This window comes from Ascidiimonas aurantiaca, from assembly GCF_037646345.1.
Taxonomy (GTDB): domain Bacteria; phylum Bacteroidota; class Bacteroidia; order Flavobacteriales; family Flavobacteriaceae; genus Ascidiimonas; species Ascidiimonas aurantiaca.
Map to the genome: position 1 here is coordinate 21,405 of NZ_JBBEWR010000013.1, position 23,296 is coordinate 44,700.

Sequence of the window (23,296 nt, forward strand, 5' to 3'; positions counted from 1 at the left end):
TTTAATAATGTTCAAAACTATTAAAATTATTGGATAAACAAATAATTAGTAGCTCAAAGGTGTATGTCACGCTTAAACGAATATCCCAGATTTTCCAAAAGGTATTGCGGCCGTATTATTTTGCCCGTTGCCTGATTTCCCGGGACAAATAACGGAACCGGTAATGCCTTTTTTTGGGCCATTACCGTATAATATTCTTTTCTTGTGGGGTGGTTGGGATATACCGCATTTATAATAGTGTCCCATACGTTTTTGGTGAGTATGGTTTCAATAACGCCAATACAGTCATCAAGATGAATAAGGTTCACAGGGCTATCAGGGTTAGGAAGATCGGTTTTCCCCGAAAGGTGTGTTACCGGATGTCTTTCAGGGCCAATGAGCCCCCCAAATCGCAATACAGTAGTCTTAAAAGGTTCACATTGTAACAAATTCTCTGCTTCTGCCAGTTGTTTACCACTTTCAGTTTGAGGTCGCAAATTCGTTTTTTCAGTAATTACCTCCTTGCTGTCACCATATACGGAGGTACTGCTAATGAAGAGAACGTTTTGTATTGAGGTATCTTTTAAGGCAGTTACCAGATGCCTTATCTTTGCTACGTAATTTCCTGTTTTTTTACCCCGTAAGCCTGGAGGAATGTTTACTATAAGTGTTTGTGCACTTTTAAGGAACGTATGGGTTTCATCAATACCTTCTTCGGTAATACGTATGTGAAATGGAACGATACCTTTTGAAAGCAAAACCTTTAGCTTTTCAGGGGAGGTAGTAGATCCATGTACGGTATATCCAAGATCTACCAGACGTATAGCCAAAGGTAAACCCAACCATCCGCATCCCAGAACAGCAATTTTCTTACTCAATGTTCACTGTTTTTTTAGTAATAATGGCATCATTTAATACAAACGGTTTGGGAATGGCGTTTTCTGGCCTTTCGGGAACAGTAAACAGGCTGTTTTGTAAAAGGTCATTAGAAGCTTCATAGAAAGTAAACTCGGTTTTTTGATCGGCAGGTATTTCCAACAGAAGTTCTGTATAAACATTATTGCTTATATAATGCGTGAGTAACCTTCCGTACTGAGGTACTGTACTTAGAAATTCGGTTTCTAAAGCAACACCATTGGCCTGGCAACTTAGTATTTGTGCATCTTTGTTAACAAAGACCTCTAGCCGGTTCACATTTCTTCTGGGAGTTATACATAATTCAAGTAATCTTTTTTCACCGAAAACAGAATCCTTTACAATTTCTACCAGTGGTGCTGGAATATCTTTAACAGCGGTTTCTGTGATCTGGCTAAACCGGGTGGCATACTTACTTGAGAAAGTATATTTTGATGCTTCTTCATTAGTAGGTGGTTTTGTACCTACATACTGTTCCACCCATTTATCCGGTACTTTATCATAGGTAGCCCAGAAGGCTTTTTGGTGATCATCGTCCAGCATATATACCAGGCTGGTGGGTTTGGGGTTATTTTTATTAAAACCGGAATCAAAATGAGCAGATGTGAAAAATATAAGTGCGAGTAACAAACCAAAAATTCCAAGTTTATAGGTTTGTTTTAAAAACCTGAAGACGGGAAGGTGTAACCCGATCAGAAAAACAATAAGTAACGCTGATAGTACTAAAGGTGAAAACTCTAAAGTTCCTGCGCGCATACCCAGTCCCAGCCCAACGGGGAATAATTGAATAAAAGGGCTTATTATCCACAGAGACGGAACAGCAAATACAACCAATAAGATATAGGGAGGTTTTTCCTGAATGGTGACTATATAAAACACTACGAGGGATGCGAATAACGGGATAATAAAAAAACTGGCACCTTTAAGGTAGAAAGCGGTAAGTGCACATATGAGCAGCCAGAAAAAAAGAGGCGCTACAAAAAGGTTTGGGGTAGAGATGTGTTTAAAACGTGTATAGATAAGAAAGCCTATGGCAATAAAAAGTGTGGAAAACGCAGCAATATAAGTGTGTCCGTTATAAGTAAAGCGGTGTAACATATCCTGATATTGAGGATACATGGCTTTTAAAATCGTCCAGCTATAGAAACCAACTACACAGCACAGTAAAAAAGTTCCTGTAAAAGGAACAAAACCAATGGCAAGACTTTTGAAAGACAGGCTCTTTTGTTTAAAACCAAAAAACAGGATACCGGCGAAAACTAGCAGGCCTACTGTAAACAGAGGGATAACCCAGGAAAAGGGGTAATACACCATATTGAATAAGGGTACGGTAAAATATACATAATCTTCTTTATCTCTAAGATCGGAAAGGTCTGCTTTCGCAAAATGATCGAGTAACGGCATGAGGTAACTACCCTGATGTTCCAGAGAAGTTCTGTCCAGTCTTTCATAGGTGTCGAGTGCGGTATGATAATCATAATGATCGTCTATAAAAGCAAAATTAAAACCTTCAATGTTACCGTCTTCTCTAAAAACTGTGAGATCTGTATCATTAGGTAATAGTTTATAAATGCTATATGCCAGTGAATTGGCTAAGGGATACGAAGGGTTGGCCTGTACAAACTGTTGTATCATTTTGGCATTCCCTCCATTGGTTTCAATAAGCATGATGCTGGGGCCGCCACTACCGCGTGCTTCGAAATTTAGTACGAGCCCTGTATTTTTTGCCCACGGATGTTTATTTACAAAGAGTTCGGCACCATTGAGCCCCAGTTCTTCGGCATCAGAAAATAGAATGATAATGTCATTCTTAGGGAGAGTACCCTGCGCCAGAAAGGCGCGTACACCTTCTAAAACAGTAGCCACCCCGCTGGCAGCATCACTGGCCCCGGGAGAAGAGTGTGGGTTACTGTCGTAATGCGACAGTAATAATAGAGCTTTGCCTTTTCCTGTTCCTTTTATTCGTGCCAGAACGTTGGTCGCTTTGCTGAGATTTCCCCATTTGCCTGCAGTCATTCCTTCCTGTATTCCGGCCTGTAACCCCATTTTTTTTAATTCTGTAAGCAGATAATCACGTACGTTTTTATGGGCCTCCGTACCTACAAAATGGGAGGATCCAGACATATTTTTTACATGCACAAGAGCTCTTTCGGTAGAAAATAAGGTTTCTGCCTTATTGCTCTTTCCGTAACTGTTGGGCATTTGCGCATAAAAGCTCCAATACACAATGGCTGTAATAAGAAGCAGGATAATAACAGTAGTATATTTTTTCACGGTGTTGGCTTTGTTTTAGTATTTAGGTAAAGAACTTATAAACAAGAAGGTTATCATAGAGCTTTTATTCGTGATCTTATTCAAAAGAATAAAAGATACCATACATCTGTAAAAATAGGGAATTCGGAATTTTTAACATCGGGAGGGAGTAATTATTTCTTTTAATTAAAGCAAATTAAGTAACTTTATAAACTAACCTTAAAAATAAGCAGATGGGAATCAAGAGTTTTCAGGGGGCAAGAGAAGAGGTAAAGAAAGAGTACAATGCTCCCATCCTTGTAGAGGATTACATGACTAAAAACCTCGTTACGTTTACACCGCAACAGTCTATTCTCAATGTTATGGAACTGTTTCTAAAACACCGTATTTCAGGAGGACCGGTGATTGATGAGAAAGGAAATCTGGTAGGTATTATATCGGAGGCAGACTGTATGAAGCAAATTTCGGAAAGCCGATATTTTAATATGCCCATTCTGGATAAAAGCGTGGAAAAGTATATGTCTAAAAGTGTGGAAACCATTCCTCACGATACCAGTATTTTTGATGCAGCTTCTACTTTCTATAAAAATAATCGTAGAAGATTACCCGTAACCCAGAATGGCAGGCTGGTAGGGCAAATAAGCCGTAAGGATCTAGTGGTGGCGGCATTAAAACTGCAAAGTATGAACTGGAAATAGGGCAGACGCAGATCATTTCTTTAACGCTCTCTCTTGACAATCATATAAAGATCATTGTCAAGTGGCCTGTAACCCATGTCGTATATAAAGTAGTAGGATGTGCCGTTTTTGGTGGTATAGATGTTGGTAAAGTATTCGAAATCGAAACCTTTATCGAGCAGTCGTATTTTGGGAGTGGTAGTCTTCCCATCCGGATTCAACGATTCCAGTATTCTGTAGTTTTTACGTAAACGGTTGTTAATATTTCGTATCAGGTTTTTGCTGTCTTTGTTAATACGGTTGTTGTATGCATTGCGACAATAATCGCTGCAAAATTTTTTGTCAATGCGGCCCACTAGTTTTTCTTCACATTCCAGGCAGTTTCTATCCATAAAATTATACTTTTTTGTAATGAAATGTAATTTCGGTACTCTGTTCTTTTATTAATACGTGAATGTTAATTTCCTTATTATATTATTCACTTTTTCAATGGTGAATCCGTTAAAATAAAATACATCATTAGTAGCTTTTGCCGGGGGAAATCTACAGTTTCTTTTTTTTCCTAACTTCTCAAATCTTGTGAAAATATTTTAACTTTAATACCAGGGTTTCGCCGGTTTGCTTAATGGCATCCGGTTTATAAAACGAAATTTTGCCTTCTACAACCAGTTTAAAGATAAACATCATGAATTTCCCAGTGGCGGGCTCCATAGCTCTATGACAATACCCCCAAAAGCTTTCCCACGCCAGTGCCCGCCTAGCTACCCAATGTTTTCAATGAAGGCAGACTGGTATTGCATTCCTTCTTTAAAAGAAAAGGTACTGGCTTCCTGCCCGTATGTACCAAGCATAAGGAAGTCGCTTATGAGTGTGATAAAAATTTTCATTTTATTCTTTTTTAATGAGTACTGCGGGTAAACCCAATTCTTTATACAAGGTATTGAATTGCCTCATTTGTTGGTTAATCAGCTCATTTTTTTGATCGGCAAACACCTGCCATTGCTTTTTAAGATCACTAAAACGCTCGGCAGCTCCTTTGGTAAGACGTGGGGCTGCGGCATCTGCATAACTTTTAAGATATAAAAGTTCTGCATTGAGCTGGTTGTTGAAATTTATGACATCCTGAAATGTTTTTTGTTGAGGTTGGATAAGTTGTTCTTCCCATGCTTCGATATCTTTTTTCAGGTTTTTGGCAATGTCCATCAATTCATCAGCTCCTTTTTCATCTTCCAGAAGTGAGAGGTAAGCCGTTAATTGTTTTTTAACTGAGCGCATGGCATTGACTGACTGATGAATTTCTTTTACGGTATTTTCAATTGCACTCAAAAACTGTTGTTGCTCTTTAAAATGTTCTGTGGTTGCATTGATACGAGGGTCTGGAAGGATATTTATTTTTGTAGAGACTGAATCATTTTCCATAATGAGCCTTACCTGATAGATACCGGGGCCCACACGCGAGCCGTTGTAATCTCCGAAAACAAAAACATTATCTATAGCGGGAAGTTTTTCTTTTCTAAAATTCCATGTAAACCGGTTCACTCCTGCTTTCCCGGGTAACACATCTGGTTTGGAAGGCCCTCCCGGCCAGGTTTTAAAGTTTTTTGGTGTTTGGTTGTTATAGGTTCGTAGCAGTTTACCCTGGTTGTCTAAAATTTTGAGAGTAAGTTTGGTGCTGTCAGCATTTTCTTTGAGGTAATAATCTATGGTAACCCCGTTTGCAGGGTTTTGTCCGAGTCCGGGGGTGAACTCTTTGACAGATCCTCCAAACATGCGATAGGTATCTTTAGGTGTGAAAATTGCGAGGGGGGCTTCCGGCATTTTTCCGGCGGTTTGCTGAATGGCACTCAGGTCATCTAATATCCAGAAAGAGCGTCCGGCAGTAGCCACTACAAGATCATTATCCTGAATAATAAGGTCGTTAACGGGCACTACAGGGAGGTTACGCTGGAATTTTTGCCATTTTTTACCATTATTGAACGAAATATAAAGTCCGGTTTCGCTTCCGGCATACAGAAGCCCTTTCACTTTAGGGTCTTCTCTTACTACTCTTACGAAAGTATGCGGTTCTTCAATACCATTAGTTATAAGCTCCCAGCTTTTCCCATAATTATTGGTTTTGTAAATGTAGGGCCTAAGGTCATGAAACTTATAGCGCATTAAGGTGATATATGCGGTAGCAGGATCATGAGGAGACACCTCTATGGAGTTTACTATACCTTCTTTCATTTTTGCCGGTGTCACATCTACCCAGTCTTTACCGCTATTTTGAGTAAGATGCACGAGACCGTCATCAGAACCGGCCCAGAGAACCCCTTTTTCATGGGGGGACTCTGTAAGATACATAATAGTATTGTAGTTTTCGCCACCTGCGGCTTCGTTGGTAAACGGCTTACCGCCGGGTCCCTGTTTGCTCTTATCATTACGTGTAAGGTCAGGGCTTATGACTTCCCAGTATAACCCTTGATCTTCTGTTTTAAAAACTACATTGCCGGCATGATATACGGTATTCCGGTCATGTGGAGATGTAATAATTGGAGCGTTCCAGTTGTAGCGATATTTAAAATCTTTTGGAGTGTTACCTAAAGAAAGCTCGGGATATTCTTTTATTTCTTTTGATTCACGCGATACCTGTTCCCATCTTTCTATGATCCCCTGGTAGCATCCGCCAAAAATAACTTTGGGATCATTGGGATCGAAGGCAAGATAGGCACTTTCACAGCCCGCCACAGAGTACCAGTCTTTCCAGTCAATTCCCTGATCATTGGTGCGGCTCGCAATAGCTATAGCAGAATTATCCTGTTGCCCACCATATACATAGTACGGCATCCGGTTATCGGTAATAACCCGATAAAACTGAGCGGTAGGTTGATTTTGTTGAGTGGACCAGCTTTTTCCACCATTGAAGGAAACATTAGCCCCACCGTCATTGGCATTGATCATTATATCGGGTTGGAGCGGGTTGATCCAGAGGTCATGATTATCACCATGAGGTGTAGATACCGTGGAAAAAGTTTTTCCGCCGTCAATAGATCGCATCATGGGAGCATTGAGTACATATACTGTATTTTCATTAACCGGATCGGCAAATATTTCCATATAATACCAGGAGCGGGTAATATTAATACGGTCCTTGTTTATTTGTTTCCATTTTTTTCCACTGTCATCAGACCGGTACACTCCTGCTTTGTCGCCTTCTGCTTCAATAACGGCCCATACCCGGTCTGGCTGGGCACGGGATACAGATATACCTGCTTTACCTATAGTTTCCGGCAGCCCGGTTTCCATTTTTTCCCAATTCTCACCACCATCAACTGATTTGTACAACCCTGATTGTTTTCCTCCTGATTCCATGGCCCAGGGGTACCTTCGGTGTTCCCACATAGCGGCATAAAGAATGCGCGGGTTGGTCATATCCATAGAAAGAGATGAGGCTCCTGTATTTTCATCTATAAACAGCACTTTGCGCCATGACTTTCCGCCGTTCTCACTTTTGTAAATACCTCTTTCACTGGAAGGGCCATACTGTGCTCCCTGTGCAGCTACATACACTACATCAGGATCTTTAGGGTGAACAATGACATCTGAAATATGCAGGGTATTATCGAGCCCTATGTGCACCCATGTTTTTCCGGCATCAGTAGATCTATATACGCCATCGCCACTGGAAGTCATAACCCCTCTAATGGCATGTTCTCCCATACCGGCATACACCACATTGGGATCGGATTCTGCCACAGCCAATGCACCAACGGTTCCTGTTTTAAAAAAGCCATCGGAGATGTTGACCCATTCAATACCACCATCGGTTGTTTTCCAAACACCGCCTCCCGTGCTCCCCATATAATAGGTAAGAGTGTTTGACACCACCCCCGTTACGGCTACACTCCGGCCACCTCTAAAAGGGCCTATGTTACGCCAGGAAAGTTGGGAAAAAAGTTCGTCTAAAGAAGGGGGCTCATTTACATCTGCATTTTTGCGATCTTGTGCGGATAGGGTAAAAAGCAGTGAAAAAAAAGAGATAATAAAAAGTTGAACTGACTTCATAATAGAGTAATGTTTGGAAGGTTTTTTTGATATAATAGGTGTTTACATAATCCTGTAAACAAAGTATGTTTTTTAGAGTTTTGACATTCATGTATTAAACGTTTACAAACGATTACAAATGACTACAAACGAATTTAAGCGAAAGCAATTATTTTTTAACCGGATTTGCTTACGTGGCAGTCACATCTTTGCAGTGTTGATTTTTGTAGGAATCAACCGCATACTAAAATAATCATTAACTTTTAAATTACATACAAATGAATGCATTAAGAAACAAAGTACAGTTAATTGGCAATCTTGGTAACGACCCTCAGATCATTCAACTTGACAATGGAAAAAAACTGGCTAAATTTTCTTTAGCCACTAATGAATCGTATCGTAACAGGGAGGGCCAGGTAGTAAAAGACACGCAATGGCACACTATGATAGCCTGGGGGAAAATAGCGATTATTATAGAAAAATATCTGGCTAAGGGTAATGAGATAGCTGTAGAAGGGAAGCTTACCAATCGCTCGTGGGATGATAGTGACGGTAAGAGGCATTATGTGACTGAGGTTATTATAAACGAGCTTTTGATGCTTGGGAAGTAAATACTCAAAAGTATAATGAATGTAAACAAAGGCAGGTAATAGCATTACCTGCCTTTGCTGTATCTCATCTGCTCTAAAGGGAAGCGTATTTATGAAGATGTGTTTTCGGTACCGGTATATTTTCTTTATATTTAGTCTTAAAGCTACTTTTCATGATAAATCTTCCAATTGTTGCCGGGACCCTTGCCTCTATGTTACATGTTATTTCTGGTCCTGACCATTTAGCGGCAGTTACACCTCTGGTTATAGAAACAAAAAGAAAGGCGTGGAAAATAGGTCTGTTTTGGGGGCTTGGGCATTTGTTAGGAATGCTTTTAATAGGTGTTTTGTTCCTTCTATTTAAAGAGGTCATTCCTGTTGAAACCATTTCATCATATAGTGAGCAATTGGTAGCCATAGTTTTAATAGGTGTTGGGCTTTGGGCATTTTATCGCATTTTTAATGAAAAGAAAAAGCACACTCATCCTCATATTCATGATGATGATGAAGTATATGTGCATATACACGAGCATAAACATAACCATGAAGGCCACCAACACACACATGATAAACTGATAAAACAAAATGTTTTATCTTCTTTGGGAATAGGCTTTTTACACGGACTGGCCGGGGTGGCCCATTTTTTACTACTATTACCTGTTTTAGGTTTTGAGGATAATCTGGAAGGTACGCAATATATCGTTGGTTTTGCTATTGGAACCGTTTTGGCCATGTCTGCGTATGCATTAATTTTGGGTAAATTAACTTCATATTCAAAATATCAGCACAGTAAGAATTTTTTTCAGGGTATTCGTTTTGCAGGCGGATTGTTTGCTATTGTTATTGGTATCTACTGGTTGTACCTAAGTCTGTAAATCACAAATAACAAGCCTGTGGTTTCCGGTATCTGCAATAAATAATTTATCATTTTGTGTTGTAATTGAAAACGGCCAGTACAGAGCACTTTTAGTTCCTGTTAGGTTACCCTTATACTCACTACCGGTTTGAAAATTTGGTCTCCCTATCAACCCATCTGCTGATACGTTATTTACTATGGGGGTCTTGTTAAAAATTAAAATCCTGCTGTTGCCCGTGTCATTTACTAAAATCCCGTCTTTGTAAAAACAGGTATCATACGTCCAGTTTAAAGTATTGGCTTCCGGTGCTAATCTGAATTGATTTTGACCGCAGGCATCAAAGTTTTCCTGTCCAATAATAGTATCGGCCTGTTGGTTAAAGGCTTTATTCTTATCCTTCCAGATCAAAGTTCTGTAGAATTGGGTATCTGCTATGGCAAGGGCTCCCTGTTTGTTTATTTTAACCGAATATGGCCAAACAGGGTTGTTGTTTTCATAATCTCTTGTATTGAAATCGGGCTTACCGATAACCTTATCGGCTTTTGCAAAGTTTTCGGAAGGAATTTCATCAAAAAACAAAACACGCCTGTTCCCTGTGTCGGCAACCCATAGGCTCTTTCCATCGGAAAAAATACCGTAAGGCCAGTTTAAAGTATTGGCTTTTGGGTTTTCAGCCTGTCCTTTTACGTTGGGCTGGTTGGTTTCAAAACTGGGCTGGCCTAGAACTACATCGGCGGGTTGTGCATTTTTTACTGGCATGGTATGCCATATTAACACACGGTGATTCCAGGCATCGGCAACTATGAGTTTTTTCCCATCACTCCAGATGCCTGAAGGGTAATGAAGTGTTTTAGACGAGACGGCAGTGTTAGCATTTCGCCCGGAACCTGCAATACCTTCCTGGCCCAAAATAACGTCTGGTTCCTGAAATTGGGATGTGGGGATGGTATTCCAGAGGAATACACGATTCTGTCCCGTATCAGAAACAAACAATTTATCGTTGTTAACAAATACACCTCTGGGGGCTAAAAAGGGTTTGTATTGTGAACCCCTAAAAATATAGGCATTGGCAACTTTATCTCCTAAAGTATCGTAGTTCATGTACTAACAAATTCTGGGTAATTGTTCCCCGGGAAGCATGTTTACCACACGTTTTCCCCCTATAGCACTTTCTAAAATAACCTGTTTGGGATGAGCATGAACAACAGTGCCTATAATCCTGGCATTTTTACCATTTTCATCGTTTTGCAATACTTCTAAAAATGAATCAGCAATAGAAGCATCAATAAAACTTAAAAACAGACCTTCGTTAGCCACATACAGGGGGTCTAACCCTAATAATTCGCAGGCATTTGCTACCTGGGTATCTATGGGTAAGTCTTTTTGAAAAATATCAATACCCATATTGGCCGAGAGTGCAATTTCTTTTAATACGGTAGCAACTCCACCTCGTGTGGGGTCGGTTACCAGGTGGATGTCTTTTCCAAATCTGTCAATTAAATGGAGAAGGGTATGATTCAGATTGGTCGTATCACTTTCTATGGTCGAATCAAATTCCAATCCCTCACGAACCGACATAATAGCCATTCCATGTGTAGCTATATTGCCATTAATGACTATCTTATCGCCTGCCTTGATATTTTGTTTATGAATATTTGCTTTTGGGTGTATGTTTCCAACGCCGGAGGTGTTAATAAATATTTTATCTCCTTTTCCTTTTTCAACAACTTTGGTGTCTCCCGTAACTACTAATACATTGGCTTTTTCGCATGCGTATTTAATGGTAAGTAAAATTTCCCAAAACTCGGTCATTTTCAGCCCTTCTTCAATGATAAAGCTCAATGACAGGTACTTTGGTATAGCGCCACACATGGCTAGATCATTTACGGTACCATTTACTGCTAACTCGCCTATATTTCCTCCGGGAAAAAAAATTGGCGACACCAAAAAACTATCTGTAGAAAATGCCATCTGGCCCTTCATTTCCAGAAAGGCTCCATCATGTCTTCTGTCTAAAATATCATTGCTCAGGAGGTCAAAAACGCCACTGTCAAGTAACTTATTGGTTAAGGTCCCACCACTGCCATGTCCAAGTGTGATAACGTCAAAATCCAGCTTTGGCATGGGGCATTGCAATTGCATTCGTAATTTTTTTGAATACGACATTTATAACTGTTTAAGATGGATTATGCTTCAACCAAACCTGAAAAATGATAATAAGCAGCACAGGCCCCTTCACTACTTACCATGGGAGCTCCCAGCGGAAATGATGGTTTGCATTTTTTACCAAACTGAGAACATTCAAAAGGCTTTTTAATACCTTTCATAATCTGCCCGGATATGCAATCCGGGTGCTCGGGTGCTTCTTGAATGGTAATATTAAATTTTTTATTAGCATCAAAAGAAGCGTATTTCTCTTTTACTGCATAGCCACTTTCCGGGATTTCCCCAATCCCTCTCCAAAATTGATTTTTAATTTCAAAGACCTCAAATATCATTTTTTGTGCTTCGGTATTACCATTTTCTTTTACAATTCTTGAATATTGATTTTCAACTTGGGCTTTGCCTGCTTCCAATTGATGGATTACCATTAGAATACCCTGTAAAACGTCCAGAGGTTCAAAACCGGTAACTACAATAGGAACTTGATACGTTGCGGAAAGCGGATGATACTCGGAGTTCCCCATGATAGTACAGACATGACCGGCTGCCAAAAAACCATCTATTTTACTTTGATCATCATCAATTACAGCTTTAATTGCCGGCGGGACCAGCACATGTGATGCTAAAATAGAATAGTTGGTCAGGCCTTTTCTATGTGCATGAACAACCGATAAGGCATTTGCCGGAGCTGTAGTCTCAAAACCTACTGCAAAAAACACCACTTCTCTGTCGGGATGCACTTCTGCAATTTTAACTGCTTCCAGAGGTGAATAAAGAATACGTATATCGGCACCCTTTGCTTTTGCTTCCAGCAGGCTAATTTTTGAACCTGGTACGCGAAGCATATCGCCGAAAGAACACAAAATTACATCTTCATTTAAAGCTAAATGAATGGCCTTATCAATTAAGTTAACAGGGGTTACACAAACGGGGCACCCCGGGCCATGGATCATGGTTACTTCTTTTGGTAACATATCAATGATACCATTTTTGACCAGACTATGTGTCTGCCCGCCACAAACCTCCATAATAGACCAGGGCTGTGTAACAATTCTTTCTATTTCTTCGAGATACTTTTTAGCTAATTCAGGATCTCTGTATTCGCTCATGTACTTCATATTTCTCCTTTTTTAGGGAGATACTCGTCAACATCTTCTAACTCCCCCAACTCTCCAATTTCTTCTAAATATTCAAAGGTTTTTTTGGCTTCTTCTTCATTTACTTTACTAATAGCTACGCCTACATGTACCAATACATAATCACCTACGGCAGCATCTGGTAAGATCTCCAAACTGGCCTCCTTAGTGATACCTCCAAAAGATACTTTTGCCATTTTTACCATGCCATTATGTTGTAATTCAATACTTTTTATTTTACCAGGAACTGCTAAACACATAGTTTTTAGTTTTTGATATGATTATAATACATCAATTGCCCAAATGATATATTCTCATCATTAACAGACAATTTACGATTTAATTTTAAACTAATTCTTTCTTTTTTAGCCATCTGGCGTAAAATGGAAACTAACAAAGCGTTTTGAAAAACACCCCCGCTGGAAGCAATGATCTTTACATGATTTTCTTTGGCCATTTTTATAATGCACTTTGCCAGTGTATAAATAAAGCTATAGGCCAGTTGTTCCTTACTGAATCCCTCCTGATATGCCTTTACAATAGTATGAATAAGCTGTTTTGACGGAATGTTTACGTAGGTGGTTTTTTGTAGAAGATCTATATAATTACTTCCGGAATATCTGCCGGCACAGTTTTCGAGTTGCATGGCTGCTTCTGCCTCAAAAGTATTTATATCTACAATATCTAATGCAGATGCCGCGGCGTCAAATAATCTGCCAACAGACGATGTTTTTAATGTGTTGTTTTTAATGGTTTTTGAATAAATATTCCACTCTGTTTCTAAAAACTTATTTTTTATAATATCTCTATGTTTCGTATTTAAAAGGCTAAACAATGCTAACCGGGGTTCTTTTGCCATTTTTTCATTAGCCAGCCAGTCGTAATGATCAAAGTGTGCCAATCGCTCTATTTTATTTTTATGGTAAATAAAAAACTCACCCCCCCAAATGGTATTATCATCTCCGAGCCCTGTTCCATCCCAAACAACACCTAATACTTTTTCGTTAGAGTCAAACAGATCATGTTCTCCTAAAACACTTGCGAAATGTGCTTTATGATGTTGTATTGCATACATTTTAGCATTTTTTTCTTTGGCTAATTCATTACCTAAAATGCTGCTTTGGTATTGAGAATGTTTGTCAATAAGTATGGTCTTTGGTATGGTTTCAAACACATCTATGTATTGTTCAATGGTGGTTTTGTAACGCTCCAGCACATCATAATTATCTAAAGTTCCAAAGTACTGACTTACGTATGTCTGGCTATTGGGTACAAACGTAAATGTACTTTTTAAATGTGCACCCATAGCTAAAACAGGTTCTTTTGAGCTTTTCTTTCTATACATGTAATTGGGGGCCAGGCCTCTTGAACGCCTTAAGATAAGTTGCCTGTTATTAACAAATTTTACTACGGAGTCGTCTTGCGGGAATTGAATATCGAGATTGTGGTGCAGGAAATAATCAGCAATCGCCATTAATTTTTCTGCTGCCTCTTCTTTTTTAGATGTAATTGGTGAACTGTGTATGTTTCCACTTGTAGCGACAACAGGCTTTTGTAGTTTTTGCATAATACACTCCAAAAGAGCAGAAGACGGAAGCATTACACCTGTTTGGTTTAAGTTGGGTGCGATCGCAGGGGTAGCGATCTGTGTTCTTATTGTATTTTTTAGGATCACTATGGGTGCTACTACAGATTGCAGTGCTTTACTTTCATGTTCACTTAGGTCAAACTCTTCTTTAATCGTTTTTAAAGTTGGATATAGTACGGCAAATGGTTTGTTGGGACGTTTTTTTCTCGATCTTAATTCGTGGATCGCTTTAGTACTGTAAGCATCGCAGCATAATACATAGCCGCTGGTGTTTTTTATGGCAAGAATTTTTCCTTCGGAAAGAAATTGTGCCGCTTTATTTATGATTTCCTGTTGGTTTACGGTAACTGATTCGCCAATATGATTTGTCAGTTCCATTCGTATCCCGCAGGAAGCACATGAATTGGTTTGTGAATGAAAACGTTTGTCACCTGCGGTGGTATATTCTTTTTTGCATACCGCACACATGGTAAAATTGTGCATGGAGGTGTGGGTTCTTTCAAATGGGAATTTTTGTGTGATGGCATAACGCGGACCACAATGTACACAGGTAGTAAAAGCATACGCATGACGTCTGTTTCTTAGATCAGAAATCTCAATTTTGCATGACTGGCAAATGGCGAAATCGGGTGTTAACGGGATATTGATTTGAGCATGCCTTTTGGTAGGAATAATTGAAAAATCATTGTATTGAGTAAAAGGGGCCTCTACTATTGAATATGCAGTTATTATGGCTATTTTTGGTTTCTTTTCAATAATTTCTTTTAAAAACTTTGTTGCATATTTTTTGGAAGTATTGCAAAAAACAACAACGCCCTCTTCGTTATTTGAGACGGTTCCCTTTAGCGTATTTTTAATGGCGAGATTAAAAACAAAAGGACGAAACCCTACCCCCTGAACTCGCCCTTTGATTTGTATTTTAAAAGTTAAACTCACCAGGAAAACCTCTAACCCAGTTGCTTCTGTTTTACTTTTTCAAGTAACCAGTCACACCATGTATTAATACCTTCTTCTGTTAGGGAAGAAATTTGTATTACTTCTAGCTCATGATTAACCTCACGGGCATCTTTTGTTACCGCTTCTACTGAAAAGGGCAAATAGGGCAACAAATCGGCTTTCGACACCAGCATCATATCACTGGTAAGGAACATGCGCGGATATTTTTTGGGTTTATCGTCTCCTTCGGTAGTTGCCATAAGCGTAACCCGATAATCTTCGCCTAGATCGAAAGAGGCAGGACATACCAGGTTCCCTACATTTTCTATAAATAACAAATCAATATTTTCCAAATCGAACTTATCCAGTACCTGATGTACCATTTGGGCCTCCAAATGGCAAATGCCTCCCGTTACGATTTGTAATGCAAAAATGCCTGCTTCACGAATACGGTCGGCATCACGCTCGGTTTCCAGATCGCCAACCATAACAGCCATGGTGAGTTTATTTTTTAGTTTTTCGGCTGTTTTTTGCATCAGTGTGGTTTTTCCACTTCCTGCAGAAGAGGTAATATTCACTAAAAGGGTTTTGGTTTTTACCATTTCTTTGCGGATAATATCAGCCACAAAATCATTGGCTTTCAATAAGTTGATATTGGTGTTCTCGCATTGTGCTGTGCCACGGGCCGCTTTTGTTGATTTTTCTACACTCATAACTTTTTAGTCTTCAAATTCTACTTTATGTATTAACATTTCTTCGCCCTGAATGATATTTTTACTGGGACGTTCACAGTTTTCGCAGAGAAACCGATAGTTTTCTACTTTGGTAATGTGATTACAGATCTCGCATTGAATTTTTATATCGGTTGATACGATATGTAATGCTACATTATGATATTTTGAACCACAATAATTATAGGCACTGTAAGCATTATGCAACAATCTGGGTTCTATATTAGATAAAATGCCTACTTTAAGATGGATCGCTTTCATTTTTTGAAGCTTTTCTTCTTCAAACTCCATCTCTAAAGTGCGTATGATGCTGTTTACTATTGATGTTTCGTGCATTTTATAATATCGTTTTTAAAGATTGTAATTTGGCTTCGTGAAACGCTACTTTTTCTAACATACCGATATCCTCAACCAACGTTTTTACTTCGTTTATTTTATGGCGCATTTCATCAAGACGTTGGGCTTCGTCATCATGTGTTTCGTTATGCAGTAACCAATACAATTCTAACTGATTGATCAAGGTGGAGGCGCGCTCAAATGGATATTGCTCTGCTGTTCTAACCTGTAATGCATTTTCAAATAACCTTAAAGCTTTGTGCAGATTGTTGTGTAATCTCGCTTCAGGAAAATTAATTAAAGCTGTGGCATAGTTATGGCTTATCATAGCATTTTCATAGGGATATTTGTCTTTTGTGTAAAATGCCAGTGCTTCTTTAAAGGATGACGCACAAAAAGCGGTCCACATAGGTTTTTCTTCTGCTGAAACGGGGATTTCAGAATAAATCAATGCCATATTATGGTGTATATCTGCAAATTTTTGCGGATGTGTATCCCGTTTAAACACTTTTAAGGTATCCTGAAAAGCATTAATGGCAGGTTTGTAATATTGCGCATGTCCGTTTTTGCTCCAGGTGTATAATAAGGTTGCTTTGCGTAACCCCGCTTCGCCTAAAAACTCTGGTACATCTTCTTCTTTAAAAATTAGAAGTGCTCTGTTAATGAGATCTTTAGATGTGACAAAATCCTTCTGATAATTTGCAATTTCGGAAGCATCAATCAGTAACAACCCAGAATTTACATATAGTTGATGTTTGTCATAGAATGCAATACTTTTTTGAAATAGATCCTGAATGGTTTCCAGCTTTTTGGTATCAAAAGGAATTTGCAATTGCTGCATCATAGCGGTTGCCAGTTGTACATTCAATGCATTTTTAGCCTCTTCTGAAATTGCGTTGTTCAGTAATGAATGGATCAGGGCCTCTGCTTTTGAAAACTTTTGAACATCCATTAATAAATTGATGTAATGTTTAGCAGTAAATATTTTTAATTCATCATTTTCAGCAGTTTTTATAGCGTCTTCATAGTTTTTCTCCAGTTGCTCTAATGACCAGCGATTGGCAATACTTCCATAGTGATGTATCACACATTTATTGTGTTTTACGGATATGTTTTCATAAAGTTCCTGGTTAATTTCATATCCAAATCGAATGTTTGTTGCGGCAAGCAGGTTTTTATAGAGTATGCTGGTTTGGGGAACATATTCAAATGCTTCCTGATGATTTCCCAAACTATAAAATATAATTGCCAGTAAGTGATATTCTGAAAAAATTACCGGCGGAATGAGATAGGGGGGTTCTGTATCATGCCAGTCTAATGACTTTTTAATGGTGTTATTATCAACAATGATCAACTTTGAAGCCTGTTGTATATCTCCGTCATTAGTAACAAGGGTAACCAGTTCATGCAATCGGTTTACCGATGCTATGGTACTTTCAACTTCCGGTTGATGATCAGTTGTTGTTAAAATTGTAAGCATTTTTATCTACTTTTTGGGTTCCGCGAGTATCTTTTGCTGCGGCATTTTTCATGTGTAAGGCTGCAATTTCTGCAAGCCGCTCTGAGCGATAATCTCCAATCTCTCTAATGAGTATGCGATTAGGGTCTTTAGTGTCAATAAAGATCAACGATACGAGCCAACGCCCTTTTATGTACTCAACTTTGCTTTGTACTTCTGCATTTAGTAACCAGGTATCGTCTTTAGATAAGGTCATATTTTAATTTTTAGCAGGCTTGTTTTTTCAATGAGCTCAAATTCTAACTCTCTGTCAAAAAAAGCCAGATCATTATCAATCAAGATCTCATGAATAGCCAATGTTTTGTCGCCTTTTAAATTGCGCTCCTTTAATAAAAACTGCACCGGATTTTCATACATTTTTATAAACCATTGGCTTGATACCGGGGTTACTAACAAAAGTTCCTGTTCGGTATTGTAAACTGCATAGGCGTAATGAATATTACCAAATACGGTTTTTACTAACTCATTTTCGATATAAATATGTGAGGACTTTAGTGATATCATCAGTTTACAGAAATATGCAAATCATCTAAAACATATTGTACCACTTTATCGCCTGCATCTTGTACTTCTTTGCTTAACTCTATCTCTAACCTTGTGTTTTCAACAGCAATTAAATATACCTGAATATCATTAGGATACTCATCCTGTAATATCTTTTTGGCATATGATAATGCCTGATCCCATTTCATGCCGTGCAAGAAAACCATAGGGTCATCTTGTGGTGCACGCATCACTTCTTCTGCCGGTAGTTTAAATAAGGTACCTGCGGGTTCGCCGGAATTAATTACGGCATCGACTAAAATTATTTTTTGGTGTCCTTTCAACCCGAATAGTACTTCAAAGGCAGCAGTTCCCATATCGAAAATGCTTATATTCTGGTTATCTCTAATGCTTTTTTTTAGTTGCTCAATGACATAAATACCTATGGCATCATCACTTCGAACCGGATTTCCAAACCCCATAACGGCCGTTTTCATACTTTTTTATTCTTTTTTTGCCTTTTGGAAAAGCAAGACCCGCTGGCTAATAAGAGACAGCAGGCCTTAAAATATATACTCAGTTTTTTTAATTTCTTTGTGAACTTATAATTTGAATTTGGATAATTCAATGCCGCTTTTCTCATCGTGTGCATGTACTGTACATACTAAACACGAGTCAAACGAGCGTGCTACCATACCTACTTCTACAGGATCGTTGAGATCTTCAATATTGGTTCCAAGAAGCGCAGCTTCAATGGGCCCTGAATTGTCATTTCCGTCATTTGGCCCTACGTTCCAGGTGGTGGGCGCTAGTACCTGATAGTTTTTAATGACGCCGTTTTCAACTTCAATCCAATGTGCTAATGCGCCACGGGCAGCTTCGGTTGCTCCAAAACCTTTACCGTCTTTTTCGATGGGTTTGATATAGAATTCTCCGTCTAAATCAATTTCAGATAACCATTGACCAACTAATTTATACAGTCTGGGGGCCTCATGCATTCGTGCTAAAACACGGGTGAACACACTTGCACCGCCCAGTTTTCTGTAAGCGTCAATAAAAAACGGGTCTCTAATTTGATGATCTAAATTATTGGGGTTACCATTCATGATACAACGTGCCATGGGGCCTGCTTCGACCACCTGCCCGTCATAACGAGGTGCTTTTGACCAACTGTATTTTCCATCAAAGTCTGAATGATGTAATGGTTGTGATTTAACGGGAGTTGGTATGGGTTCATCCCAGGGATGCAGACCGTCTTCCTGGTTTCCATACCAGGAATGTTTTACGTCTTCACTTACTTTTAAGTGATCAAACTCATGCCAGTTTTCACCATCAAAAAATCCGCTTGAACTTATCAAAGCCTTATTGCGGCCTTCAATGGTTGGATGGTTATACATATCTTTATGCAGGTATGTGCCAAATGCTATGAATTTGCCAACGCCTTTGCCAAAATTATCTAAACCAAATTCTAATCCTGCTCTGATATATAAACCCAGGTCACTGTTTTTGTGAGCATCACTTTCTTCCAGCCATGCTAACATGTCTTCCCATGACTTGATCTCGAGATAACGTTCAATAGTACAGCCTAGCCACACAGGTTCTAACCAGTCGTTTTTAAACTGTGTTAATATGGCATGTGCACGTGTAATATCTTTTAAGGTAGGAGCACACATTACCCCACCAGGCACCATATAACTTGAATGAGGCCATTGCCCGCCAAATAGTGAATAAATTTGAACCGGAAGCCCACTTGCTGTTAAACCTATTTGAAAAGTTTCTCCCACGTAAGCAGACCATCGTTTTACCACTTCTTTATATAAAGGCTGGCTGGCATATTTTTTATTGGCCATATCTGTTGCAAAAATGGCATAAAACCAACGTGGAATACTCTGCAGGGTCTCTGTAGCCTGGCCTATAGCTCTAAGTAATAAGGCATTGGGTGATAATTTGGTGCCCCAGGCAGTATCTAAAGCAGAAGACGCACAATATAAATGCGAACCTCCGCAAATACCACAAATACGAGGTGTTACTATTAAACCCGATTGAGGGTCCTTACCAGCCATGATTTGTTCAAAACCCCTAAACATGGCAGCTTGAGTATGTGCTCTTGTGACTTTACCGTTATCAATATAAACCTTTACATCTAAATCGCCTTCAACACGCCCTACGGGGGAAATATTTAATTCTTTTACTGACATTATCTTGTGTTTATATTATTTGGAAGTTTCCATTATACGCTTATTTTTGGGCATTACTTTCTGGAAACCTGCTTCCATATAGTAGGCTAGTTTGGTTCTGCCATGCGGTACTTCTTTAGGCAACACACCTAAATACTTCATGGTTTTAAATACGCTTCCTTTTTTAAGATCGTGATGAGGAAAACCGGGTTCTGTACATCCCAGGCATGGGTGGTTGGTTCGTGTTTTGCTCGATTGGCGATTCCACAATATATTATTACAACTGGCACGTGTCATTGGCCCGCGACAGCCTACTTCGTAAAACAGGCATCCTCCGCGTTTGCCAAAGTTTCCATCTACTTTTTGAGCAAAATTGGTTACGTTGGTACAGCCGTCCTGTACAAAATTGGTAAAGAATGTTTTTGGCCTGTGATAATCATCAATAACCACATCCCCGATACGTCCAACCGCAATAGCTACCAGAATCTGAGTAATCCAATCAGGGTGTGCAGGACAACCAGGAATGTTTATTACAGGCAAACCTCCTTTTGAAATATAGTTTTCTCCCAAAAAACCGCCTTTTTCCTTTTTGTGGAATTGCAGTCCGGTAGATTCACTTGGGTTGGGTGGCACTGCAGGGATACCGCCCCATGTGGCGCAGTCTCCAATAGCAACTACGTAACCGGCAACTTCAGATAATTCCTTAATCCAGTCCATCATGGGTCTGTCGGCAAAATAATTCATCGTTCCCGTTCCGTTTGGGCCCTGCACTAAGGAGCCCTCGTAAACCAAAATATCCATTTGAACTTTTCCGTCGAGAATATCCTTTAGTAAATCCTGCACCTGATCACCAATTTGTAACCCTGTTGTTGGATGCCAAAGAATGTTTAGCCCAAAGTCAGTGATCAACTCTACTACGGTAGGTTCTTCAGCGTTGAGAAAAGACATGGTATTCCCGCTACAGGCACCTCCTTGTAGCCATAAAACATTTGCCATAATGTGGTTGAGTTTAAAGAATTAAGGGTTTAAGCTACTAAAAAAGGAGAGTTTGAACAAATAAAAAATATTAAAAAAGTAAAAAAGAAGTTAAAAAAATAAAATTTTGTGATTTCAAGAGTTGAAAACATATTAAATTATAATTTTTCATTCTGAAAAAGCTAATTTTTATTATTTGCGCCACTTGAAAATGACATTTAAGAAAACGGTGTTTATTAAAGAAAAACATCTATTAACAAAACTTACATGACCTTAGAAAAGAAATTACATTCCTGCAGTCACGAAACTAAAGAAAATGAAAGCAGTGTATTCTCGAACGGTTGATATCCAGGGAAGTCATGATACGGTTTTAAATGCAGAGGCTTCTTTTATTTAAGAGTTTTTTTCTTTTTTATAAAACGGGAAGGGTAGGGTTTTGACCTTTTAGCCTGTTTTATTGTAAAGGAACCATAAAAACTGAAACTATGATGAAGTTAACAAGTATTACTGGTATTTTGCTTTTCATTTTATTCTGGTCTCCCGCGGTATTCGCACAAAGTGCTGAAGAACCATCTCCTCAGGATAAAACATCTTACTATGAAAACAGAGCACGGGAAGACGCAGCTTTTGAACAACGTTTTAGTGCCAAAAGTGAGGAGGAAGAAGATAAGTTCTGGAAAGAACAAAAGGCTTATGAAAAGAATTTAAAAAAACGGGATCGAAAAGCATACAGAGCGTATATGAGAGGAAAGCGCGCAGCATACAGAGAGCATATAGAACACTGTGATGCACATTGCCACCATAGTGCTTTTTACTATGAACATGCTTCTTTTTACTATCACGGTTATCATGGGTATGGAAGGCGCTATCCCGCAACGCATGGGGTAAGGGCTCGTGTGAGATTAGGAACGCCTGCTATTCGTATTGGTTTATAAGATAACTACTCTATTAAAAACCGGCTTCACAGCCGGTTTTTTAAAAATAGATATCGGTTGCCAGTCTGTAGGTATTTGCGTGTGCTTCAACAATGGTTTTAATATCAGGTGAGTAGCCGCCTCCCATACTGCATTGTACGGGTATTTCAAGCTTTTTGCAGGTTTCCAGTACAATTTCATCTCTATGCATACAGCCTTCCATACTTAAAGCCAGTTTTCCCAGTTTATCATTTTCAAGTATATCTACTCCGGAGAGATAAAAAATAAAATCAGGCATATGCCGGGCAATAAGTTGGGTAAGCGTCTTTTTGAGTAGAGACAGGTATTCATCATCCCCGGTTTTATCGGGGAGAGCAATGTCCAGATCGCTCTTTTCTTTTTTAAAAGGATAATTGCTTTTTCCATGCATGGAAAAGGTAAATACAGCAGTATTATTTGCAAATATTTCGGCGGTGCCGTTTCCCTGGTGCACATCCAGATCTACAATCAGGATTTTTTTAGCCTGTTTTCGATATTGAAGATAGCAGGCTCCAATGGCCTGATCATTCAGCAAACAGAAAGCTTCTCCACGATTGGAATACGCATGGTGCGTTCCACCTGCAATGTTCATGGAAATGCCGTATTGTAATGCGTATTCACAGCCCTTTAGGGTTCCGTTAGCAATACGCAATTCTCTTTCAATAAGTTCTTTTGAAAGCGGAAACCCTATTTTACGAGCCTCTCTCGCACTTAACTGTAGTTGTTTAAGGTTTTGATAATAGGTAAGAGTATGTGCTCTTAAAACATGGGCATCGTCAGGAATCTCGGGGGAGAAGAAATTTTCTTTGGTACAGGTGCCTTCATGTAGCAGTTGCCTGGGCAGCAACTCGTATTTAAGCATGGGAAAGCGATGCTTTTCCGGCAGGGGATGTTTATATAAAGGGTGGTACGCAATTTTAAGCATATAAATTATAAATGCTAAATAAAGATACTTACTTTTAAAACGTCATCAGGGTATGGGTCTTTTCTTTTTTTATCATAAAA

Annotated in this window: 23 protein-coding genes and 1 pseudogene; 4 read left to right on the forward strand and 20 right to left on the reverse strand. The window is 39.1% G+C overall.

Annotated elements, in window-relative coordinates; genetic code table 11:
- Positions 1–53: 53 nt before the first annotated feature.
- Together WAO84_RS13360 and WAO84_RS13365 are read right to left on the reverse strand one after the other, a co-directional pair.
- The gene (locus WAO84_RS13360) at positions 54–857 is read right to left on the reverse strand and encodes an SDR family oxidoreductase (protein ID WP_340066400.1); all 804 of its coding nucleotides are present in this window, start codon (positions 855–857) and stop codon (positions 54–56) included.
- Positions 850–3,168 carry a M20/M25/M40 family metallo-hydrolase gene (locus WAO84_RS13365; RefSeq protein WP_340066401.1) on the reverse strand — a complete coding sequence of 773 codons (2,319 nt, stop codon included), beginning with the start codon at positions 3,166–3,168 and terminating at the stop codon, positions 850–852. The genes WAO84_RS13360 and WAO84_RS13365 overlap by 8 nt, the downstream gene beginning before the upstream one ends.
- Before the next feature lie 212 nt (positions 3,169–3,380).
- Between WAO84_RS13365 and WAO84_RS13370 the strand changes: the two genes are divergently transcribed.
- A complete protein-coding gene (locus WAO84_RS13370) occupies positions 3,381–3,845 on the forward strand; it encodes a CBS domain-containing protein (RefSeq protein ID WP_340066402.1) in 465 nt (154 codons plus the stop codon).
- 20 nt (positions 3,846–3,865) lie between these two features.
- Here WAO84_RS13370 and WAO84_RS13375 read toward each other — a convergent pair whose 3' ends face one another.
- The 4 genes and pseudogenes from WAO84_RS13375 to WAO84_RS13385 form a co-directional block, all read right to left on the reverse strand.
- A complete protein-coding gene (locus tag WAO84_RS13375) occupies positions 3,866–4,216 on the reverse strand; it encodes a hypothetical protein (protein ID WP_340066403.1) in 351 nt (116 codons plus the stop codon).
- Positions 4,217–4,394: 178 nt separating this feature from the next.
- Positions 4,395–4,549 (reverse strand): annotated as a pseudogene (locus tag WAO84_RS17225) (DUF6265 family protein).
- A gap of 36 nt (positions 4,550–4,585) precedes the next feature.
- Positions 4,586–4,711 (reverse strand): hypothetical protein, encoded by a 126-nt coding sequence (locus WAO84_RS13380; RefSeq protein WP_340066405.1) that lies wholly within the window; start codon positions 4,709–4,711, stop codon positions 4,586–4,588.
- A gap of 1 nt (position 4,712) precedes the next feature.
- The gene (locus WAO84_RS13385; protein WP_340066406.1) at positions 4,713–7,868 is read right to left on the reverse strand and encodes a VPS10 domain-containing protein; all 3,156 of its coding nucleotides are present in this window, start codon (positions 7,866–7,868) and stop codon (positions 4,713–4,715) included.
- Between the two features lie 257 nt (positions 7,869–8,125).
- Between WAO84_RS13385 and WAO84_RS13390 the strand changes: the two genes are divergently transcribed.
- Both WAO84_RS13390 and WAO84_RS13395 read left to right on the forward strand, forming a co-directional pair.
- Positions 8,126–8,458 carry a single-stranded DNA-binding protein gene (locus tag WAO84_RS13390; protein ID WP_340066407.1) on the forward strand — a complete coding sequence of 111 codons (333 nt, stop codon included), beginning with the start codon at positions 8,126–8,128 and terminating at the stop codon, positions 8,456–8,458.
- A 152-nt stretch (positions 8,459–8,610) separates the two neighbouring features.
- Positions 8,611–9,312, forward strand: coding sequence for an urease accessory protein UreH domain-containing protein (locus tag WAO84_RS13395; protein ID WP_340066408.1), 702 nt, complete (start codon positions 8,611–8,613; stop codon positions 9,310–9,312).
- Here the strand turns inward: WAO84_RS13395 and WAO84_RS13400 are convergent.
- From WAO84_RS13400 to WAO84_RS13460, 13 genes are all read right to left on the reverse strand, one after another.
- On the reverse strand, positions 9,301–10,395 hold the full coding sequence (locus WAO84_RS13400; protein WP_340066410.1) for an NHL repeat-containing protein: 1,095 nt from the start codon (positions 10,393–10,395) through the stop codon (positions 9,301–9,303). The two genes, WAO84_RS13395 and WAO84_RS13400, sit on opposite strands and share 12 nt — an antisense overlap.
- A 3-nt stretch (positions 10,396–10,398) precedes the next feature.
- A complete protein-coding gene (gene hypE, locus WAO84_RS13405; protein WP_340066411.1) occupies positions 10,399–11,460 on the reverse strand; it encodes a hydrogenase expression/formation protein HypE in 1,062 nt (353 codons plus the stop codon).
- A gap of 20 nt (positions 11,461–11,480) precedes the next feature.
- Positions 11,481–12,575: a hydrogenase formation protein HypD gene (hypD, locus tag WAO84_RS13410; protein ID WP_340066412.1), complete on the reverse strand. Its 1,095-nt coding sequence runs from the start codon at positions 12,573–12,575 to the stop codon at positions 11,481–11,483.
- A complete protein-coding gene (locus WAO84_RS13415) occupies positions 12,572–12,853 on the reverse strand; it encodes a HypC/HybG/HupF family hydrogenase formation chaperone (RefSeq protein ID WP_340066414.1) in 282 nt (93 codons plus the stop codon). Before WAO84_RS13415 ends, hypD begins: the two co-directional genes overlap by 4 nt.
- A 5-nt stretch (positions 12,854–12,858) precedes the next feature.
- Positions 12,859–15,117 (reverse strand): carbamoyltransferase HypF, encoded by a 2,259-nt coding sequence (gene hypF, locus WAO84_RS13420; protein ID WP_340066415.1) that lies wholly within the window; start codon positions 15,115–15,117, stop codon positions 12,859–12,861.
- Positions 15,118–15,128: 11 nt separating this feature from the next.
- A complete protein-coding gene (gene hypB, locus WAO84_RS13425; protein WP_340066416.1) occupies positions 15,129–15,830 on the reverse strand; it encodes a hydrogenase nickel incorporation protein HypB in 702 nt (233 codons plus the stop codon).
- A gap of 6 nt (positions 15,831–15,836) precedes the next feature.
- Positions 15,837–16,184: a hydrogenase maturation nickel metallochaperone HypA/HybF gene (locus WAO84_RS13430; protein WP_340066418.1), complete on the reverse strand. Its 348-nt coding sequence runs from the start codon at positions 16,182–16,184 to the stop codon at positions 15,837–15,839.
- Between the two features lies 1 nt (position 16,185).
- Complete coding sequence (locus WAO84_RS13435) at positions 16,186–17,664, reverse strand: hypothetical protein (RefSeq protein WP_340066420.1); 1,479 nt, start codon at positions 17,662–17,664, stop codon at positions 16,186–16,188.
- Positions 17,639–17,899, reverse strand: coding sequence for a hypothetical protein (locus tag WAO84_RS13440; protein ID WP_340066422.1), 261 nt, complete (start codon positions 17,897–17,899; stop codon positions 17,639–17,641). The genes WAO84_RS13435 and WAO84_RS13440 overlap by 26 nt, the downstream gene beginning before the upstream one ends.
- Entirely contained in the window at positions 17,896–18,207 is a 312-nt protein-coding gene (locus WAO84_RS13445; protein ID WP_340066424.1) for a hypothetical protein, read from the reverse strand. The genes WAO84_RS13440 and WAO84_RS13445 overlap by 4 nt, the downstream gene beginning before the upstream one ends.
- On the reverse strand, positions 18,207–18,683 hold the full coding sequence (locus WAO84_RS13450) for a hydrogenase maturation protease (RefSeq protein ID WP_340066426.1): 477 nt from the start codon (positions 18,681–18,683) through the stop codon (positions 18,207–18,209). Before WAO84_RS13450 ends, WAO84_RS13445 begins: the two co-directional genes overlap by 1 nt.
- Positions 18,684–18,788: 105 nt before the next feature.
- Positions 18,789–20,384, reverse strand: coding sequence for a nickel-dependent hydrogenase large subunit (locus tag WAO84_RS13455; protein ID WP_340066428.1), 1,596 nt, complete (start codon positions 20,382–20,384; stop codon positions 18,789–18,791).
- 15 nt (positions 20,385–20,399) lie between these two features.
- The gene (locus tag WAO84_RS13460) at positions 20,400–21,359 is read right to left on the reverse strand and encodes an NADH-quinone oxidoreductase subunit B family protein (protein ID WP_340066430.1); all 960 of its coding nucleotides are present in this window, start codon (positions 21,357–21,359) and stop codon (positions 20,400–20,402) included.
- A 464-nt stretch (positions 21,360–21,823) separates the two neighbouring features.
- Between WAO84_RS13460 and WAO84_RS13465 the strand changes: the two genes are divergently transcribed.
- Entirely contained in the window at positions 21,824–22,273 is a 450-nt protein-coding gene (locus WAO84_RS13465; protein WP_340066432.1) for a hypothetical protein, read from the forward strand.
- A 40-nt stretch (positions 22,274–22,313) separates the two neighbouring features.
- Here the strand turns inward: WAO84_RS13465 and WAO84_RS13470 are convergent, their stop codons facing one another.
- The gene (locus WAO84_RS13470; RefSeq protein ID WP_340066434.1) at positions 22,314–23,216 is read right to left on the reverse strand and encodes a histone deacetylase family protein; all 903 of its coding nucleotides are present in this window, start codon (positions 23,214–23,216) and stop codon (positions 22,314–22,316) included.
- Positions 23,217–23,296: the final 80 nt, after the last annotated feature.

Coding starts and splice junctions, on each gene's coding strand:
- WAO84_RS13395 (WP_340066408.1), top strand. CDS start 8,611: ATGATAAATCTTCCAATTGTTGCCGGGACCCTTGCCTCTATGTTACAT.
- WAO84_RS13390 (WP_340066407.1), top strand. CDS start 8,126: ATGAATGCATTAAGAAACAAAGTACAGTTAATTGGCAATCTTGGTAAC.
- hypB (WP_340066416.1), bottom strand. CDS start 15,830: ATGAGTGTAGAAAAATCAACAAAAGCGGCCCGTGGCACAGCACAATGC.
- WAO84_RS13450 (WP_340066426.1), bottom strand. CDS start 18,683: ATGAAAACGGCCGTTATGGGGTTTGGAAATCCGGTTCGAAGTGATGAT.
- hypD (WP_340066412.1), bottom strand. CDS start 12,575: ATGAAGTACATGAGCGAATACAGAGATCCTGAATTAGCTAAAAAGTAT.
- WAO84_RS13465 (WP_340066432.1), top strand. CDS start 21,824: ATGATGAAGTTAACAAGTATTACTGGTATTTTGCTTTTCATTTTATTC.
- WAO84_RS13370 (WP_340066402.1), top strand. CDS start 3,381: ATGGGAATCAAGAGTTTTCAGGGGGCAAGAGAAGAGGTAAAGAAAGAG.
- WAO84_RS13380 (WP_340066405.1), bottom strand. CDS start 4,711: ATGAAAATTTTTATCACACTCATAAGCGACTTCCTTATGCTTGGTACA.
- hypE (WP_340066411.1), bottom strand. CDS start 11,460: ATGTCGTATTCAAAAAAATTACGAATGCAATTGCAATGCCCCATGCCA.
- WAO84_RS13440 (WP_340066422.1), bottom strand. CDS start 17,899: ATGACCTTATCTAAAGACGATACCTGGTTACTAAATGCAGAAGTACAA.
- WAO84_RS13435 (WP_340066420.1), bottom strand. CDS start 17,664: ATGCTTACAATTTTAACAACAACTGATCATCAACCGGAAGTTGAAAGT.
- WAO84_RS13430 (WP_340066418.1), bottom strand. CDS start 16,184: ATGCACGAAACATCAATAGTAAACAGCATCATACGCACTTTAGAGATG.
- WAO84_RS13375 (WP_340066403.1), bottom strand. CDS start 4,216: ATGGATAGAAACTGCCTGGAATGTGAAGAAAAACTAGTGGGCCGCATT.
- WAO84_RS13460 (WP_340066430.1), bottom strand. CDS start 21,359: ATGGCAAATGTTTTATGGCTACAAGGAGGTGCCTGTAGCGGGAATACC.
- WAO84_RS13415 (WP_340066414.1), bottom strand. CDS start 12,853: ATGTGTTTAGCAGTTCCTGGTAAAATAAAAAGTATTGAATTACAACAT.
- WAO84_RS13455 (WP_340066428.1), bottom strand. CDS start 20,384: ATGTCAGTAAAAGAATTAAATATTTCCCCCGTAGGGCGTGTTGAAGGC.
- WAO84_RS13445 (WP_340066424.1), bottom strand. CDS start 18,207: ATGATATCACTAAAGTCCTCACATATTTATATCGAAAATGAGTTAGTA.
- WAO84_RS13385 (WP_340066406.1), bottom strand. CDS start 7,868: ATGAAGTCAGTTCAACTTTTTATTATCTCTTTTTTTTCACTGCTTTTT.
- WAO84_RS13400 (WP_340066410.1), bottom strand. CDS start 10,395: ATGAACTACGATACTTTAGGAGATAAAGTTGCCAATGCCTATATTTTT.
- WAO84_RS13470 (WP_340066434.1), bottom strand. CDS start 23,216: ATGCTTAAAATTGCGTACCACCCTTTATATAAACATCCCCTGCCGGAA.